This window comes from Microbacterium enclense (assembly GCF_004022425.1).
In the GTDB taxonomy this organism is placed as follows: domain Bacteria; phylum Actinomycetota; class Actinomycetes; order Actinomycetales; family Microbacteriaceae; genus Microbacterium; species Microbacterium enclense_A.
Window position 1 is genome coordinate 45658 of record NZ_RBZY01000003.1, and the last position, 16263, is coordinate 61920.

General features: G+C 66.1%; 14 protein-coding genes. All 14 read right to left on the bottom strand.

The features are described from left to right. Window positions 1–14: 14 nt before the first annotated feature. A complete protein-coding gene (locus tag D8Y23_RS01310; RefSeq protein WP_045246597.1) occupies window positions 15–284 on the bottom strand; it encodes a DUF6112 family protein in 270 nt (89 codons plus the stop codon). A gap of 150 nt (window positions 285–434) precedes the next feature. After that, window positions 435–1043, bottom strand: coding sequence for a 4Fe-4S single cluster domain-containing protein (locus tag D8Y23_RS01315; protein ID WP_205796716.1), 609 nt, complete (start codon window positions 1041–1043; stop codon window positions 435–437). Window positions 1044–1048: 5 nt separating this feature from the next. Beyond that, window positions 1049–2887 carry an AAA family ATPase gene (locus tag D8Y23_RS01320; protein ID WP_128216371.1) on the bottom strand — a complete coding sequence of 613 codons (1839 nt, stop codon included), beginning with the start codon at window positions 2885–2887 and terminating at the stop codon, window positions 1049–1051. Next, the gene (locus D8Y23_RS01325) at window positions 2884–3825 is read right to left on the bottom strand and encodes a hypothetical protein (protein WP_128216372.1); all 942 of its coding nucleotides are present in this window, start codon (window positions 3823–3825) and stop codon (window positions 2884–2886) included. Before D8Y23_RS01325 ends, D8Y23_RS01320 begins: the two co-directional genes overlap by 4 nt. A 179-nt stretch (window positions 3826–4004) precedes the next feature. After that, window positions 4005–6332, bottom strand: coding sequence for a PIN domain-containing protein (locus tag D8Y23_RS01330; protein WP_128216373.1), 2328 nt, complete (start codon window positions 6330–6332; stop codon window positions 4005–4007). Next, window positions 6332–10045, bottom strand: coding sequence for a DEAD/DEAH box helicase (locus D8Y23_RS01335; RefSeq protein ID WP_164878094.1), 3714 nt, complete (start codon window positions 10043–10045; stop codon window positions 6332–6334). Before D8Y23_RS01335 ends, D8Y23_RS01330 begins: the two co-directional genes overlap by 1 nt. A 94-nt stretch (window positions 10046–10139) precedes the next feature. Further along, complete coding sequence (locus tag D8Y23_RS01340) at window positions 10140–10406, bottom strand: DUF6112 family protein (RefSeq protein ID WP_128216375.1); 267 nt, start codon at window positions 10404–10406, stop codon at window positions 10140–10142. Window position 10407: 1 nt separating this feature from the next. After that, window positions 10408–11562 (bottom strand): M23 family metallopeptidase, encoded by a 1155-nt coding sequence (locus D8Y23_RS01345; protein WP_240663718.1) that lies wholly within the window; start codon window positions 11560–11562, stop codon window positions 10408–10410. 26 nt (window positions 11563–11588) lie between these two features. After that, entirely contained in the window at window positions 11589–12260 is a 672-nt protein-coding gene (locus D8Y23_RS01350) for a hypothetical protein (RefSeq protein WP_128216376.1), read from the bottom strand. Then, complete coding sequence (locus D8Y23_RS01355) at window positions 12260–13249, bottom strand: ParB N-terminal domain-containing protein (RefSeq protein WP_128216377.1); 990 nt, start codon at window positions 13247–13249, stop codon at window positions 12260–12262. The genes D8Y23_RS01350 and D8Y23_RS01355 overlap by 1 nt, the downstream gene beginning before the upstream one ends. A gap of 4 nt (window positions 13250–13253) precedes the next feature. Beyond that, window positions 13254–14084, bottom strand: coding sequence for a hypothetical protein (locus tag D8Y23_RS01360; RefSeq protein WP_128216378.1), 831 nt, complete (start codon window positions 14082–14084; stop codon window positions 13254–13256). A 7-nt stretch (window positions 14085–14091) separates the two neighbouring features. Further along, complete coding sequence (locus D8Y23_RS01365) at window positions 14092–14532, bottom strand: hypothetical protein (RefSeq protein ID WP_128216379.1); 441 nt, start codon at window positions 14530–14532, stop codon at window positions 14092–14094. Further along, entirely contained in the window at window positions 14529–15170 is a 642-nt protein-coding gene (locus tag D8Y23_RS01370) for a DUF2637 domain-containing protein (protein ID WP_240663719.1), read from the bottom strand. Before D8Y23_RS01370 ends, D8Y23_RS01365 begins: the two co-directional genes overlap by 4 nt. Then, window positions 15167–16102, bottom strand: coding sequence for a bifunctional DNA primase/polymerase (locus tag D8Y23_RS01375; protein WP_240663720.1), 936 nt, complete (start codon window positions 16100–16102; stop codon window positions 15167–15169). Before D8Y23_RS01375 ends, D8Y23_RS01370 begins: the two co-directional genes overlap by 4 nt. Window positions 16103–16263: the final 161 nt, after the last annotated feature.

Genomic DNA, 16263 nt, shown 5'->3' on the forward strand with positions numbered 1-16263 from the left:
ACTCGGTCGTGGAGTCAGACCGACTGGCCGACGTTCCAGAAGAAGTTCACGAGCGTCACCGACGCACCGCAGATGATCGCCGCGCCGCACGAGACGAGTACGCCGACCTTGCCCCGGCTGGCGAGGTGCGGATTCGAGCTGTTCGCCCCGTAGCCCCAGACCACGGCCGAGATGATGAGGGCGAGGACAGCGAGGATGAGCCCCACCGTCATGGCCGCGCCGACGATGACGCGGAGCTGTTCGATGCCGGGCAACCCGTCGGTATTGGGGTCGATGTCGATCACTGTGTGCTCCTTGGGACTGGCGGGAGAAGGTTCTCGCCAGTCAGGTGCGCACGCAGTCCCCGGCTACGCCTCCATGTCGTCGTGGATGCCGACCTGCGTCAGCTCGATCCGGTTGCCGGCCGCTCGGCATGACGAACACGGCACCGGCGCCTACTCGACGGTGTGATGCGCCTTCGTGCGGCGGCGAGTGAGGGAATCAGCGGGCCAGCCGTTCACGTCCACGCGCCCGTCGTTTCGCAGGCGGACTTCGACCCGCTGCTGCCCGTCGTTGGTCTGCTCTATCGAACTGTCGTATCGGTCGGACAGGTAGTGGAACACCTGATTGCTGGAACCAGCCCAAGCCCGTCTTGTTTCCCGCAACTCGGAGACGTATCGACCATCCACGAGAACGTCTGTGTGGCTCAGGAGTGCGTCGGTGCCGGGGAGCGGATCGGCTCGAAGCTCCGCCAGCGTGTAGCCGGTGAAGACCATCACGGACAGGCCGAGTTTGTGGGCACCGGCCGCAAGTTCAGATAAGCCTTGCGCTTGGAGCATCGGCTCGCCGCCGAGAAGCGTGAGACCTTCGATGTCGAACTGCGCTTTGGCCGCGACGAGTCGATTCAGGAGCGACTCAGACGTCACGAGTTCTCGCGGCGTTATCCGTAGGAAGTTTGGGTTGCAGCATCCGGGGCAGAGGAACTGGCATCCCTGGACCCACAGCGCGGCTCGGAGGCCGGGGCCTTCCGCTTCGGTGGCGGGCAGCCAGGAGGCGAGGTTCACCCAGCTCATTGGACCAGTCGGAATCCGAACTCAGGCCCGTCGGCGAGTTGAGCGACCCGCAGAGTGCGACCATCCGCGTCGAGCGGGGAGGTCAAGTTCTCGAATAGGAAGTTGGCAAGCGGGTCGATAATCGAATCGGAGAGAGCAGCGAGCACGCCGCGACCGCCAGCCGTGCGGTCCATCGTCGACACGACCGCGCGGAGCGCCCGAACCTCGTCGTCGAACCTGATGTCGCTGATTCCCCACTTCTCCTGGAGGCGGAGGCGGAGCGGCGTGAGCTTCGAGCGAGCTATCTCGACGAGGAAGTCGTCGTTGTCGATGAAGTCGAATGGGATGATGTTGGCTTCCCCGATTCGTCCGAGCAGCTCCGGCCGGTGAAGGTGCTCCACGAAGTGATCCCGCACGCGCTCGATGAACTCGTCTCGGACGTTCGGCGAGTGACGGTCCACTTCCGCGGCCCCGATGTTCGACGTGAAGACGATGAACGTGTCGGCGAACTGCACAGTCTCACCACGGCCGTCAGTCAGTCTTCCGTCTTCGAGGATTTGCAAGAACTTGTCGAGGATTCTCCCGTGAGCCTTCTCAATCTCGTCGAATAGGAGGACGGCGAACGGCCTCTTCTTGATGGCGTTGGTGAGTTGCCCGCCTTCCTCGAACCCGACATATCCGGGCGGTGCTCCGACCAGACGCTGGTCGGCATGCTCGTGGTTGTACTCCGACATGTCGAAGCGAATGCACGCGGCTTCATCGCCGAACAGGAACTGGGCGAGTGACTTCGCAAGCTCGGTCTTCCCGACGCCGGTAGGGCCAACGAAGAAGAGGACGCCCTTGGGCGTGCGTTGCTTCCGCGAATGCTGAAGGCCCGAGAGTCCGGTGTAGGCCCGGATCAGCACCTTGTTCACCGCCTCGATTGCCCGATCCTGGCCCTTTACGCGCTCTCCAAGCGTTTGAGTGGTCGTTCGGAGCTTGTCTCGATTCAGTTGCTCCCACGGACTTGTGTGCTCGCCGAACTTGTAGAGGCTGACCAGTGACTCTGAACTGAGACCTCGCTCGATGTTCGAAAGGGCTGCGATGTTGTGGATGTCCTTGACCGTGAGCCCGTCAAGCGCATCGACGAGATCCGTGAGGCCGCGCGTGTTCGGGCTGATGGGTGTGCTGATCTGGAGCGCCGAGCCTAGACCCAGGATCGCTTCCTCGCGTTGCTCGCGGTTAGGCAACGGAATGGAGACGGTTGCCCAATCCGGGTTGTTCACATAGAGGGCTGGCGGGAGGACGGCGAGGCCGCTGCACACCAGCACGATCACGGGCGGCCTCGATATCGCCGTCGTGCTTGCGAGGGGGACGTCGCGCGTCGCCTTGCCGAGCAGCGTCAGCCAATCACGCTCAGCCGCGGGCAGGCTGTTCGGGTCGCCAAACATGTACTCGGTCCAGTCGAGGACGAAGGCCGGAGGCTCCGCAGTCTCGGACTTGACCGATGCTGCGACGACGTTGAGGAATTCGACGGGATCGGTGGCGATCCGGCCTGCCGGAGCACGTTCGGGCCGGGGTCCGGCGTCATATGCCTCCCCTTCCTGTGTGGGCTGTGACGGAGTGGCAGCAGAGACAACGTCACGCCACTGTGCGGGGGAGACGCCCTGTACACCGTTGACACGATCCCAGAGGACCACCTGCCGGTAGCCAGCGGACTTCAATACATCAACGGTCGCGTCGAGCACGCTCACCGGACCTCGACGCCCTTGCGGGTCGCGGGTGATGTCACGCACATTCCCGAACAGGACCACTCCGCGTCGCACGCGGATCTCTCGGCTCAGTGCCGAGTGCCACGGTGTCGCCTTGATGCTCATGCCCGATTCGTCCTTCCCGGCTGTGGCCTGGCAGTCGCATCCTGGTCGTCAGGATTGCGCCATGCGACAACTTCCTCGGTGAGCTGGATTCCGTACACCTCCTGAAGCGCAGGAACTACCGCGTCAATGTCGGCATCGCAGGAAGATCCCTTGTAACCGGAGAAGTCATACTCAAGTTTCCCGTCAAGCGAGAGGCTGAAGGTGGCGCTTGAGCCGCTAGCCCTGGTGCCGACCACGACGACTTCATTGCTGTCCGGGGAGAGCTGGATGAGTCGAGGGTTCTCGACCCGGAAACCCGCGTCTTCGAGGGCGTTCATGACACCTCGAACTGCCTCGCGCCGCGAGTCCTCGGCATCTTCGAGTGCAGGGGAGTCGTCACCCTGCGGCGTGGCCACGTCGAGTCTCGGCTCGGGCGCCTCGGCGGAAAGCTCCTGCTGCATCTCTTCGACTTCAGCCTCACTGCGTCGAAGGGCAGCGACCTCGGACTCGGCTCTGCTACGCAGCTCCGTCAAGGCGGAAACAACGTCTGCTGACGATCTCGGGCCGGCCTCGGTGTCGAGCGACTGACGGAGCGCGGCGAGTTCGGTGTAGACGAGATCCCGAGATACGAAATCCGTCCACTGGTCGAGCGACTCTCGCCAGGCCGTCTCCGCCGCGCTCTCCGCGGGCGCAGCGGGTTCAGCTCGTGCGAAGGTGGGCGAGGGCTCGGATGTGCTTGTCGCGTCGTGGCTCCCATACGCCGCGGCACGGCTCTCGCCCCGCTTCCGGCGTGCTTCTCGAGGGAGGGGCCCGACAAGTGGGCCAATGGACTGACTCAACGATTTTGCGCGTGCGGGGTCGGTCTTGCCCAGCTCTCTGGCGCGCGCGATCATCCCCTCGATGGTCGCGAAGTCCTCGCCGACGTAGGCGTCGAGGCCCTGATCCCGGATGTCATCCAAGATGGTCTGGTAGCGGTCCAGGTGCTGCCCAGTGAATGCAGCCGAGCGCGCCGCCCACTCGGCATGTCGGCGCTCCGCCTCGGCACGCCTGACGGCTTCGCTCGCCGCACGCTGGGCTGCTCGTGCGGCGAGCGCGGCTGCGTCCAGTGCACGCGAATAGTTGAATGACGCCCGGCGGCTCACTGGCGTTCCCTCCTTGCCTCTCGAATCTCTGGCCATCCTTTCGCCGATACGCCGGTTGCCTGCGCTTTGGCACGCAGGTTGTTATCCCGCGTGACGAGTACGACATTCCCTCTGCTGTAGGCAATCGCGACGGAGAGGATCTGATTGTCCGGTTCGTCGATTGTTCCAAGATCGGGAGGGATCAGCGCGGGGCGACCCGACTCGAATCGAAGGGTGCTGAGCTGGCGGACATCATCAATCGCGCGGTGAGCCGCACGAGCACGTCTGGCGGTGTCTTCATTCGCGCTCCGCTTTAGGCCGTCGAGTTCTTGGATAACACGATTCGGAATGACGCCGACTTGGCCCGCCCGGAGATCGCGGAGGCCCTCGGGCTCATCGAGGAGTGAGTTCGAGTCGAACACTAAGGCACCTTGTCCGGGCGCGAGTGCGGATGCCATGTTCGACGTTGCCGTCTCACGCCACTTCAGCACGTCTGCACGAAGCGATACCAAGCCGTCCGGCAGTTTCCCGTCGACCAGCCGCGCCAGGTTCGGATCTTCCACCGCATGGAGCCAGCGTTCGGCCGCGTTCAGCGCGGTTCCCACCGAGCCAGCGGCCACGCGTCCGACCGACTCTTGCGCGAACGTCGCGTTCTGGCGTCCGAGCGTGGCGTCAAGCTCGACCTGAGCGGCGGCGTAGTTGGCGATTGTCTGCAATGCAGCATGGTCTGGAACGCCGAGGTCAGTCGACGGGTCGCGCCACAGGTCAGATAGCAGAGTGGTCAGAACTTCGGTGCTGAAAAGATGCGGTGGGAGCGATCCAGCCAGACGGCTAAGCCGGAGTACCTCGCGCACCTCGATTGCGCTGCGCGGTTGCGCGAGGCGAGTCACGAGAGGCGACAACACCGCTGCGAGCGGTGCATTCGTGCCGAGCGCACCTTGGAGCGTCCGGGTCCACTCGCTGAGAACGTCGATACTGACGGGCCGGCTTGCGGTCGCCGAGGAGATGAGCGCGGAAACGTCACCCAGGAGCGCCGCAACGCGAGACTCTACGAACGAGGGTGCAGCTTCGTGGGCAGCAAGAACGAAGTCGCGCGAAAGATCAAGCACTTCATCAAGGGGTCGTCCCGCAACGCGCGAAGCCAATGCCTGCGCTGGGCGAGGTGAGAACCATGCCAGGGGGAGGGCAGCGATGGAGGGATCGTCGGATTGCGCAAGTTCGACTGCGAGTGCATCGCTGATGGCATCCCAGGCGGGTCCGGCGGTCTCCGCGTCGAGTTCGATCTGGACCGGCGCAAAAACTTGCTGCCCGCCCCAGGTGAGTGGAAGCTCCCCGACCTTTCGGCAAGCAACTCCGCGACCGTCTCTGACCGTCACGCTTTCAAGATCGGCGGGCCAGCCTGTGGACAGGGGAGCGCCGAGGGTGCGTTCGGAGTCGCCTTCTGAGAGCCAGGATGCGCTCGCGTGCTCAGCATCGAGCTGAATCCGAACCGTCAGATCGGGAAGTTCAACCGTCCTCGCGCCAATCCCGTGAACGGGGTCGGCGAGAACAAGGCTTGTGATGTTGTGGGAGAACTCGGAGGGGAACGCCGAGCCGCTGCGCGAAGTTCTGTTGACCACACTGTCGAGAATCGTCGTCTGCACGAGGGTTGGCTCCAGCCGAGCAAGCCAGCCGGTCGCGGCCTTGTTGCCTGCGACGTGAAGCGAGAGGTAGCCCTCGGGAGTCACGACCAGTTCGACATCGAGGATCAGCCAGTTCACCGTCTCGTCTACGTCGACCTCGACAGTCACGACGCGCGACTCTCCTCTGAGGAACCTCGGCGGCCGCTCCGCGAGAGTAGCGCGAACAAGAGAAGAGGGGTCGCGCGGAGAGAGCGTGTGAGCATCAAAAGCAAGGGCTGGTGGCGATGCAACCAGCCTGCTCGGTCGTTCACTCGACAACGAGTTCGACCAGGGCAGGTAGTAGAACTCTGCGGCATCTCTTGCCAGATTGCTCGGGAGGGTGTTGCGGTTGTAGAACTCCTGTCCTGCGGTGGAGAGGGTGAGCGTCCGAATCGGTTGGTCGAGCACCGACACGCCAGTTCCTGCCTCCGTGCTATGGATGATCCCGAGTCGCAGGAGTTCGGTGGCGCTGCTCTCAAGGAGGCGTGGAACGCCGCTCGCGCCGAGGTGCTCCTCGAACGCCGCACGCAGCGTTGCAGCACCTACTTCGGGGTTCTCGATGCCTCGGCGGCTCAGTCGCATAATCATGCGCTCGAAGGCTGTGGGCTTGCGAATGACGCTGTGCTCCACCGACGCCTGGAGCCAGAAGATCGGAACCCCGATATGGAGGGTGGTGAGCTTCATCAGCGTTGCCTCGTTTCGGGCGAGATCAGTTCGCCGAGCGCGCTCGCTTGCTTCATCGCACCTCTGCGTTCGACCATGTCCGTGATCTCGCGGTACACGGGAATGATGCTGGGGGTGCCGGTCGCGTCCATCGGGGGCAGCTCAACCTGATATGGAGTGAAAGTGTCGAGCGCACCGAAGACCACAAGCAGTTCCTGCGCGCGAGAGAAGGCGACATTGATGTACTCGAATCGAGCGACGTTGGCTCGGGAGCTTCGCCGACGGGCGGGTGCGCCATTCCCGAAGTTGCGCACCATGCTGACCAGGATGATTGGCTTCTCCTTGCCCTGGTACTTCACGACGGTGTTTAGCTCGTACTTGATCGCCCTGAACGGACGATCCTTCGTCTCTCGATTGATCTCTTGACGAATGGCGCGAACTTGCGCCTGGTACATCGAGACGATTCCGACTTCCTTCCGTTCACCGGAGCGGGTCGAGGCGGAAACGAGGGCATCGTCGATGTCTCGGAGCATCCGAACGATGAGCCGCGCTTCGAGTTCGTTCGTGCGCTCCTGCCCCGATCCCGGCCTTGGTTCGACCCAGGCGGTTCCCCGGTCATCGTCTGTGGTGTCGACCCAGACCATGTGCTGCTCAGGGCTTATCACGGGGAGATCACCGCGTCCACGGATAGTGAGCCCGTGTGCACGCGCCGTGTCGGGGTCGGCGATCCCTGAGGTGAGTTGGCCCTCGTAGAAGCGATTGACCGAATCCATGATGTCGGGGTGCATCCGGTGCTGTACGGTCAGGCGCTGCTTGATCGACTCGTCGGCACGTTCGAAGTGAGTGCGGAACAGCGATGCCGTGACGAACTTCTCGTACTTCTTGAGGTTGTCAGGTGTCAGCGCGACTTCGGCAGGAACGTCGTCGTCCGATTCTTCCGGCAGTCCTTCGGCGTCCTGGCCCTCCCGAAACATGGGAGGTAGCTGGCGATGGTCGCCGACCAGCGCAGACCGTCGGGCTCGCATCAGAGGAAGGAGTAGTTCGAGCGGGGTTGCCTTGCTCACCTCGTCAACTACTGCGAGATCGAAGCTCGTCAGGCCCGGATCGTCTAGCGTGGCCGGGTTCTCGTTGCAGGTAACCCCAACGACGTTGCACTCTGCGAGCCACACGTCGCCGATGGCTTCCCAATCTCGGCTGGCGACGGTCTCGTCAGACAGATCAGCAATCCACTCGTCCTGGATGTCACCCCACGCCTCGCTCTCGGCAGACAAGCGGGTCGCCCGCTCGATCTTGCCGGATAGTCGTGACTCGCCTTCTTGTCGCGCCTGGTCGAGCGCGGCTGCTGTCCTCGGCAACTTGTCGACGACGATCCCGAGCGACTGAGCGAACGGGGACGTGAGCAGCGACTCGGCTTCCGAAAGCGCCAGCTCGCGCCGACGCTGGGCGTCGACGCTTGCTGAGTGCGCCTGCTCCCGAGCAGTGCGGGACTCGTCAATCGGGGGGATCGAAGCGGCAAGAGACGACGTGGATTCGAGCAGATCTCGGGCGGCGCTCATCCGTGCAGACCTCTTGAATCGCGCCAGCAGACCCTTCGGCGGCTCATCAAAGACTGAGGTAGCACCAGGGAAGAACCGAGCCAGGGTCCGCACATCGGGGGCGTTGGTGGATGTATCGGAGGTGAGGCCCTCCAGCTCGGCCTGGAGGCGCTGATAGTCCTCCACGGCCGCGCTGTCGACCTTCATCTTCTCCAGGACGTCTGCGAGCTGCGCTTCGAGCTCCCGTCGGCGCTCGGACTTGGGAGTGGCGCTAGGTGCTGGCTTGTCCTCAACCACAGAGCGTGCATACTCCCGCGCAACTGGGACCGCAGTGCGCAGACGACCGAGCCACTGATCGAGTTCTTCGAGTTGCAGGCGATCAAGCGCGGCCTCGCCGAGCGATGGAACCGGGACTCCGGTCGCTCCGAGTGCTCGGACTTGATCGGCATAGGTCACGACAAGCGCGTCGTAGCCTTCCACCGCTGCCGAGTGAGATGCCTCGGCAGCCGTGAGCGATTCGAGCAGCTGCGTGGACTTCGCACGAAAGCTTGTGAGCTGCGCTACGAACTGCTGCTCGTGGGCGGCGTCATCGCGGCGCTGCTGGATTTCCGCGCTCAGGGCACGGTAGTAGCGTCCCAGCGCCTTCTCATTCAGAAACTCTTGGCCTTCATCGCTGAGTCGGTCTTCGTTTCTCGTCAGGCGAACGGCGCGAATAGAGGGATGCAAGGGGAGCCGACTCAATGCGTTGTCGACGGCCGTGTGGGTTTGCGACGCGACGAGAACGGTCTCATCGCGCGCAACGACTTGAGCGATCGCTTCTGCGATGACGGTGGTCTTGCCGGTGCCCGGTGGACCTTGGATCAGGCAGAGATCCGGCGCCGAAAGCACCTTCTGGACTGCGAGCTTCTGTGCGTCATTCAGGGTCTGGTTGTGCCATCGCTCGACATCGGCGAGCGAAGCCGGTCGGCGCGCTTCAGCTGCGTCGAACATGTATCGAGCCAGGTACGGCGAGAAGCCGCCCTGGTCGCTGAGGTCTCGGAGTGCTCGGTCTTGACGGTTGACCTGCGACATGTCCTGTACGGCGCTCTGAACGATGAAGCCCGCCTCCGGGATGCGATCAAGCGCCTTGCGCGCCGCGGCCTCCGGGTCATCGCTTCGCTCGATTCTGGCAAGCGCATCGTCAGAGAACGCGAACGTGAAGTCTGTGGTTACTGCGCTGTCCCAGGGGGTGTCTAGGACCGCCGAGTCGGCGGCGGTGATCCTCGGGCGCACTCGCCTTGCACTGCCGAGTTCGCTTCCGCGAGGCTCCCGACCTTCGCTCGGGAGCTGAAACTGCCACTCGTCCTCACTGACGGAAACATCGAAGGCAGCTAGAGCATCGCTCTGCGAGAGCCGCCGGATTGCCTGGCTGAGTGCCTCCTCATTGTCACCGATGATTCGGAAGGTGACAGAGCGGTGATCCTCGCCTGCGTGACGCGACTCGTACCGAACTGCGGTGCGGTTCGCTTGGATGAGTCGACGCTTCCACTCCAAGAACGCGCTCCAGTCCTGCAACCGCACGGCAGTCTCGGACGAGATCGCTGGGAGTGCTGCGGCGAGGTCTTCCGTGAGGACGTTGCGCTCCTTTCTGACTCCCGCCACCATTCGGGCCACCTGACGGCAGGTGACGTCGAGCGCGACCTCGAAGTCGCGCGCTTCGCCCGCAGGCCCGTCGTGGAAGCTGAACACGGTCAGCGTCGGATTCCTATTTCCGTAGGAACGCTGCGTCTCCCGGTCTGTGCCCGATAGGTTCCAGCTCGCTTTGGCGACGAGCGAGATACCCTTCGGCAGCGGCCAGTTGGGGCGTGCATCGCCAGATAGACGGATCGACACGTTGATGCTCACTGAGCGGCTCCCGCTCGGGAACGTGAGCTTGGCAAGCGCGAGATGAGCTGGGAGCAGATCCGCGAACATTGCGTCCATCAGGAACTGCTCGACACTCTTGCTTTCGGTTCGCGCGGCGTCGGCGAGGGATGGATACCGCCGAACGAGACCGTCACAGGAGTTGCGGAGTTGCCGACGGGCCCAATCCCATCGGTCACCCGGAAGCTCGACGTAGAGGTTACCGCTCCGCACGCGTTGCTCTGACGGGTGAATCGCGGATGGTTGGCCCGCAGGAGGTGTGTCAGTTTCGGTTCCAGGCAGGACGTCGCTGCTCATCGCCATCCTTCCTGTTGTGCGCAATCCACTGTATCGACGGCCAGGGACAGCGCGGCTCGGACGCTGTCCTCGCCCCCCGAATTGCGACGATGGCTCAGATGCTCGCGCCGACGCCGAGCAGGAAGTTGACCCAGGTGACGCCGAGGCCGGCGAGTGCTGCGGCTCCGACGGAGACGAGGAATCCGGCGCGCGCGCGGGCACTTGAAGTGATGTTGCCGTTCGCCGAGGAGATCGCCCACACCGCGGCGCAGATAACGAGCATGAGCACGGCGAAGATGAGCACGACGGTCAGCAGCGCGCCGACGATGGCACGCAGCTCAGCCTGTCCGCCGACGGCTCCGAAGTCGGGGAATACGTCCATGTCACGCAGTTCCTTCCGCCGAGCACAGTGCCGCGGTGCTCGCGGCGTCGAGGTTCTGCACGCCGCGCGCCTCAAGCCAGGGCTCGGCGTCGACGGCCGCCGCGTTCGTGCCGCCGGGCCGGATCTCGAAATGGAGGTGCGCTCCTGTGGACCGGCCCGACGAGCCGACGTTGCCGATGTGCTGGCCCGCGACGACGCGATCCCCGACGCTGACGAGGATGCCGCTGTCCCACATGTGGGCGTAGGCGGAGGCGATACGCTCGCCCCCGATGGTGTGCTCGATGATGATGAGCCCGCCGTAGCCGGAGGAGAAGCCCGCGTGGCTGACCACGCCGTCGGCGAGGGCGAGGATCGGCGTGCCGTCGGCTGCGGCCCAATCGGTGCCGGAGTGGAAGGCGCGCTCTCCGGTGAAGGGGTCAGTGCGCCAGCCGAAGTCGCTCGTGTTCACCCACGTCCCATTCGGCAGCGGGAACACCAGGGAGGTCGTCTCGGGCACGTCGCCGAGCGGCGTGCCGCCAGGCGTCGTCTCGGCGCGCCGGGTGAGCGCCGTCAGGATCGCTTCGGCGACCGGCTGGTAGTTCTGATAGCGGTCGGGGTACGCGGAGACCTCGACCGCTTGTGCGGCCTCGCCAGGGTCGAGGGTCTGCCAGCCGGGGATGTCGAGCAGGCCGCGCGGCGACGGGTAGTTCGGCCCGCTCGCCCCGCCGTAGAACGCCCGCGCCTGATAGTCGGCATCCATCAGCTCGGCGACGGTGCCCCAGCCCCCGCTTGGGCGCATCTGGAACAGTCCGAGCGAGTCGTGGTCGCTGCCCGCGCCGTCGTTCGGGTAGTCAGTCGACTCGGGTACGGCGCTCAAGTTGGCGAGCATCCGCAGCCGCGATTCGGTGAGCGCCGCCATCAGCGCGACGAGGACGCCTGCGCGCCCTACGCCCTGGGTCTGCGCGCCCACGGTGATGATCGTCGCGGCGTGCGTGAGTTGCTGGCGGTCGAGCGTCACGGTCGCGCCCGAGCGGGTGGTCGACGTGAGCGAATCGGGGATCGGGCCGACGACGAGCGAGGTCGACGACAAGCACGCGGCGAAGGCTGCGGGCGACATGAGCAGGCCGACGCCGAGCAGGCTCATCGGAAGCATGGCTGCGAGCGCGGCGGCTGCCATGACGAGCTTCTTCATGCGGGTGCCGATCACCGCAGGGGGTTGTCGAGCTGGGAGAGGCGCAGCGCCCGGCAGGTGTCGAAGGTCGGCTCGCAGGTGATGAAGACGGTGAACGCGACCTCGTGGGAGCTGGTCACGGGCTCGGTGCCGTGGATGCCCTCACGTTGTCGTATGCCGGTGATCGTGTAGGCGACGGTGCCCGGAAGGATCTGTCCCTCGGCTGCCTGCTCCAGCGCCGTCGCCCACTCGTCCGGCACGAACACGTCGTTGATGTCGAGCCATTGGCGGGTCTGCATCGTGCGGAGCTGCGCCCAGGCGTCCGCGGTCGGGAGATAGGTGCGCACGTCAGAGGCGAGCCCGGCGGTCTCATTGCCGGAGGGGTCGCCCACATCCACGATGACCTGCGCGTAGTCGGTCGGCCCGAACTCAGTCGCGGTGTCCCATGTGAACAGCGCGATGGCGAGGGCTCGCGCGAACGTCTCGGGGTCGTCGGACTCACGGACGACGGGCGGCGTGCTCGATGTCGGCGACGGCGTGCTGGTCGACGCGCCGGGAGGATCGCCCGCGGTGTTTCCGGGCGAGGGGTCGGAGCGAGGCGCGAGCAACAGCCCGTAGAGCCCGACTCCGACGAGGACGGCGAGCACGGCGGCACCGACGATCAGGAGGATCATGAGGCGACGGGGGAAGCGAGTCTGCGGCATCAGGCACTCTCCTTGGCGAGACGTTGGCGGGCGGCGCGGGCGGCTCGGGCCGCGTCGAAGAAGCGGACGGTGGCGTCGAGGATCGTCTCGACGTGCTCCCACTGTTCGTCGCTCAGTGCGGTGCCGACCTCGGCGGGGTCGTAGTGCGACCACCACTGATCGAGGTCGTTCCAGGTGAGCGTGAACGCCCGCACCGGGTAGCGAACCGGCACGGGGCTTGTCACTGGCGCGGGAGCCGGGCCGCGCTTGCGTCCTTGCTTCGCGCGCTCCAGCGCCTCTTGAGCGAGCAGCTCCAGCTCGCCGGGCGGCTCGGGCTCATCCTGCGGGATCGCGAGCATGGCGATGGTGCGGGCGTGCGCCGTGGTGATGGACGAGCCGCGGTCGATGGCGTCGAGTTCGGAGAGGGCGAAGCCGCGCACATCTTCCGGCTGTCGGGGGTCGTTGGCGATCCGCTGGAGGTCGTTGATCTGCTCCAGGCTCGTGTACGACTTGCGCCCAGTGACCATGAGCGCAGCCTGCGCGCGGGATTTGCCCGGCGCACCGATCAGCGGTGGTGCCGTCACGGCACCACCGCTCGTTCCGGTGATTTTCCCGCCAGCACCGAACTGCGTCGCCGCCTGACGACGAGCGGCGTCCTCAGCCATGAGCGTCTTCAGCTCGCGGTACAGCGCCGCGGCCTCGGTCTGCGTGAATGGCTTGTGCAGCACGTTGTCGGCCTGTTCGGCCATGAGCCTCTGGAGTCGGTCGCTGATCCCGGAGCGCACAAAGACGTTGACCTTCTTGTGGCCGAGTTTGCGCAGCGCCGCGATGCGTCGAGCGCCGCACACGAGCACGCCGTCCGGTGTCACGGTCGGGGGCTGGAGCAGTCCGTCACGTTCGATGGATGCTGCGAGTGCGTCGATGTCGCCCAGTTCCACGCGATGACGGCTGCCGACGACGATGGAGTCGATGGTGCGCTCCAGCTCGATGTGCCCGGTGCTCGCCGCCATGCGCTCACCTCGCCCCAGCCAGAGTGGGCGCGTTCAGGCCGAGCAGCAGCACGAGGTCGTCATCGGTGAGCAGCGCGCGCAGGGGTTCGCCGACAAGAAGGCGGTACAGCACGCCGCGGCCGACGGCGGTGCGGGCCTGATCGGGATCGGGGTTGCCGAGGATCGCACGGAGCAGCGCGTTCCAGCTCGTCGACGACAGATCGAGCACGGCCCGAGCGTGTGGGTCTCGCCGAAGCGACTCCGCTGCGCTCGCCCGCGACGGCGCTTCGCCGAGTCGAGTGCAGATGTGTTCGATGGCCGCGCGCGCCGTCTGCTCCGGCCAGTCGAGCAGCGTCAGTAGCTTGATCGCGTCCTCGACTGCACGGACGACGCCAGATGCCTCGTCGTCCGATTCGTGCTCGTCCTCACCCGCGGGCGCAATCTGCAACGCTTCGTGGTAGTCGGTGAGCGGGTTCTCCCGGTCGCTGAACCGCTCCGGGTCGTGGAAGCCGCTGTACTGCGGCCTGCGCGCCTGATGCGTCGAGCACAGCAAGCCGTTGCCCCGCTCCTCGGCGATCAGTGTGACCTGCACGGCGCGGGTGACGACTGCCCACGGATCATCGGCGTTGCGCACGGCCGGGGTACGCATCGCGTCGAACGCGGCACTCGCCGCCTCCCACGGGTCGAGGCCGTGCTTTCGCGCGAGGCTCGCGTACCGACCCGCCGTGTACTCCATGAGCGCCGCGACATCCATGTCGCGCTGCCACGCGCCTTCCCCATCGTCGTGCAGACGTTCCAGGAGCGCGCGCAGTCCCTCCGGAGTGCGGAACGACGTGGGAGCGGCCTGGGCAGACATGGCGCGCTCACAGGCGGCGGAGCGGGTCGCGGCTGACAGAAGACTGGTGTGCGGACGACTGCCCGAACGCGGAGAGCGGCGCGATGCCCTGGGCACGCGCCCGGATGCCTGGCCGGGTCACCGGAGTTGCCTGCGGCGAGGTCTGCCGACGTTCCTCGACGCGGCGCGCCAGCTCGGTGCGCAGGTCGATGCCGCGCCCGATCATGCGGGCCGAAGCGGACGGGAGTAGCTCGGTCGGGCGCACCCACACCACCTGGCTGCGGTCGTGCTCTGCGCTCAGGCGCTCCAGGAGTGGGTGGCCGCCGCGCCACGTCTGCGCGGCGAGCCACGGGTCGGTGTGGCGCGCCAGCTCGGAGATCTCAGCAGCCTCGCTGGGAGTCGGCTTCAGTGTGTGGAGGACATCGGCAAGCCGACGGGCATGCTCGTCTTCTGGCAGCTCGTCGTTCACAGCGCGCCTCCTTCCGATGCGGCGGCGAGCGCGGGCGTCGCCAGCCAACGACCGACCGTGGACGGATGCACCCCGGTTGCACGAGCGATGGCGGTGTTCGTCATGCCGTCCTCCTTCATCCGCAGAGCGAGTTCTCTAGGAGCAAGGTGCGCAGGCGCTTCCGGCGACAGGTGCTCGACCGCGCTCGGCACCAACTCGGCTGTCTGCGTCGACGGCTCCGCACGGAACCGTCGAGTGAGCACCACCGTCAGGTGCGTGATCGCCAGCAGCACGAGCGGCGGAACTGCGGCGACGGATCCCGCGAGCGCAGAAGGAACGTCGGCGTCAGCGGCGACGACCGCGTGAATCGCGTTGGCTGCGACCGACACCGCGGCACCGGCCATGAGCAGCAGCCACGGATACCAGGCGGCACGCTGCCCCGCGAGCGCGACGACGGACACCGTGGCGACGACGATGATGCCGTCCACGATGAGTGGCCACGCCCACGCCTGGCTCTCATCGACGCCGGAGCGTCGCGCGAGGTCGGCGAGCGCCGTGAACGACAGCCAGAAGGCGGCTGCCGCGATGAATACGGTCCCAGCTACCGCGGTCCACACAGCGATCCGCCCGCGCGGCTGTTGCGTGCTGCCGGGGATCACGAGAGCACCTGACCCGATGAAGGCTGAGCTGCATGGCTGGGCACGGAACTGGCGGCAGGCGCGGGCGGTGCACCCCTCGCTACGCGGTGCGCCGAGCGGATCGTCGTCTCGATCTCCGGCGCGGGCAAGCCTGCGCGCTCGGCAGCCGGCCCCAGCGCGGCACGCACGCAGTCGAGCGGGATGCCCGCCTCGATGAGTCGACACGAGGCCCAGAACAGGCCGCGGTTGCGCTCGCCCTCGCCGCGCATTTCGACCCAGCGGGCGATCCGCTCCACGTCAACGCCGTCCGTTCGCTCGACAGGGATGACGGTCATCGGGCGCGCCGGTCGCGGATCGAGGAACTGCCGCAGCGCGCGGGCATCGACGGGAACCGCATCGCCTCGCCCGGAGCCGATGAGGGCATACGCACTCGGCCCCGCATCGGTGGCGATGATCGAGGGCGGCACGATGACGTAGCCGCCCGATCCCCGGAAGTCGATGCCAGCACGCGCCACCTGCCAGGACGGCTGCACCAGCTCGGGATCGGCCGGGTAGTAGGCATGGACTCCGCCCGAGGGCGTGCGAATGAACGCGGCCCAGCGATCCGTCAGCCCCTCGCGCCGGGCCAGCTCGAACGCTGCGAAGCCGCGGATCGCCCCGTGCACGTCGACATCCACGACCTCCAGCCCGGAGATCTGGCCCGTCGGCATCCCGATGTTGGCGAGCGGCCACCGCGCCCACCAGCGAGCGACCTGGCGCGGTTCGGTGCTCGCCTCGTGGAATCCCCGCTTGCTCAGCGGGCGCTTGCCTCCTGTGACGCAGGGAAAGACCGGGATGCCTGCCTCGGCGTAGCGACACGCTGCGGCGCTCGGCGACAGCCCGGTGAGCGAGGCGAGAAGGGCGGCGGCATCCATCGTCTGGCGCTCTCCGCGCGAGGCTTCCGGCATCGTCATCTCGGCACCTCCTCTGGCCTGGTCGTGAGCCGTGGGGCTCTTGTCGATCAGGTGCGCCGGGGTTCCCAAGAGACGGTCGCCGTCCGACGGGCAACGCAGTCAGGCTGCGGGGTCGCGCTGTGCTCATGGAATCGTCTCCTCCCGCTCACCGGGAAGCCGTG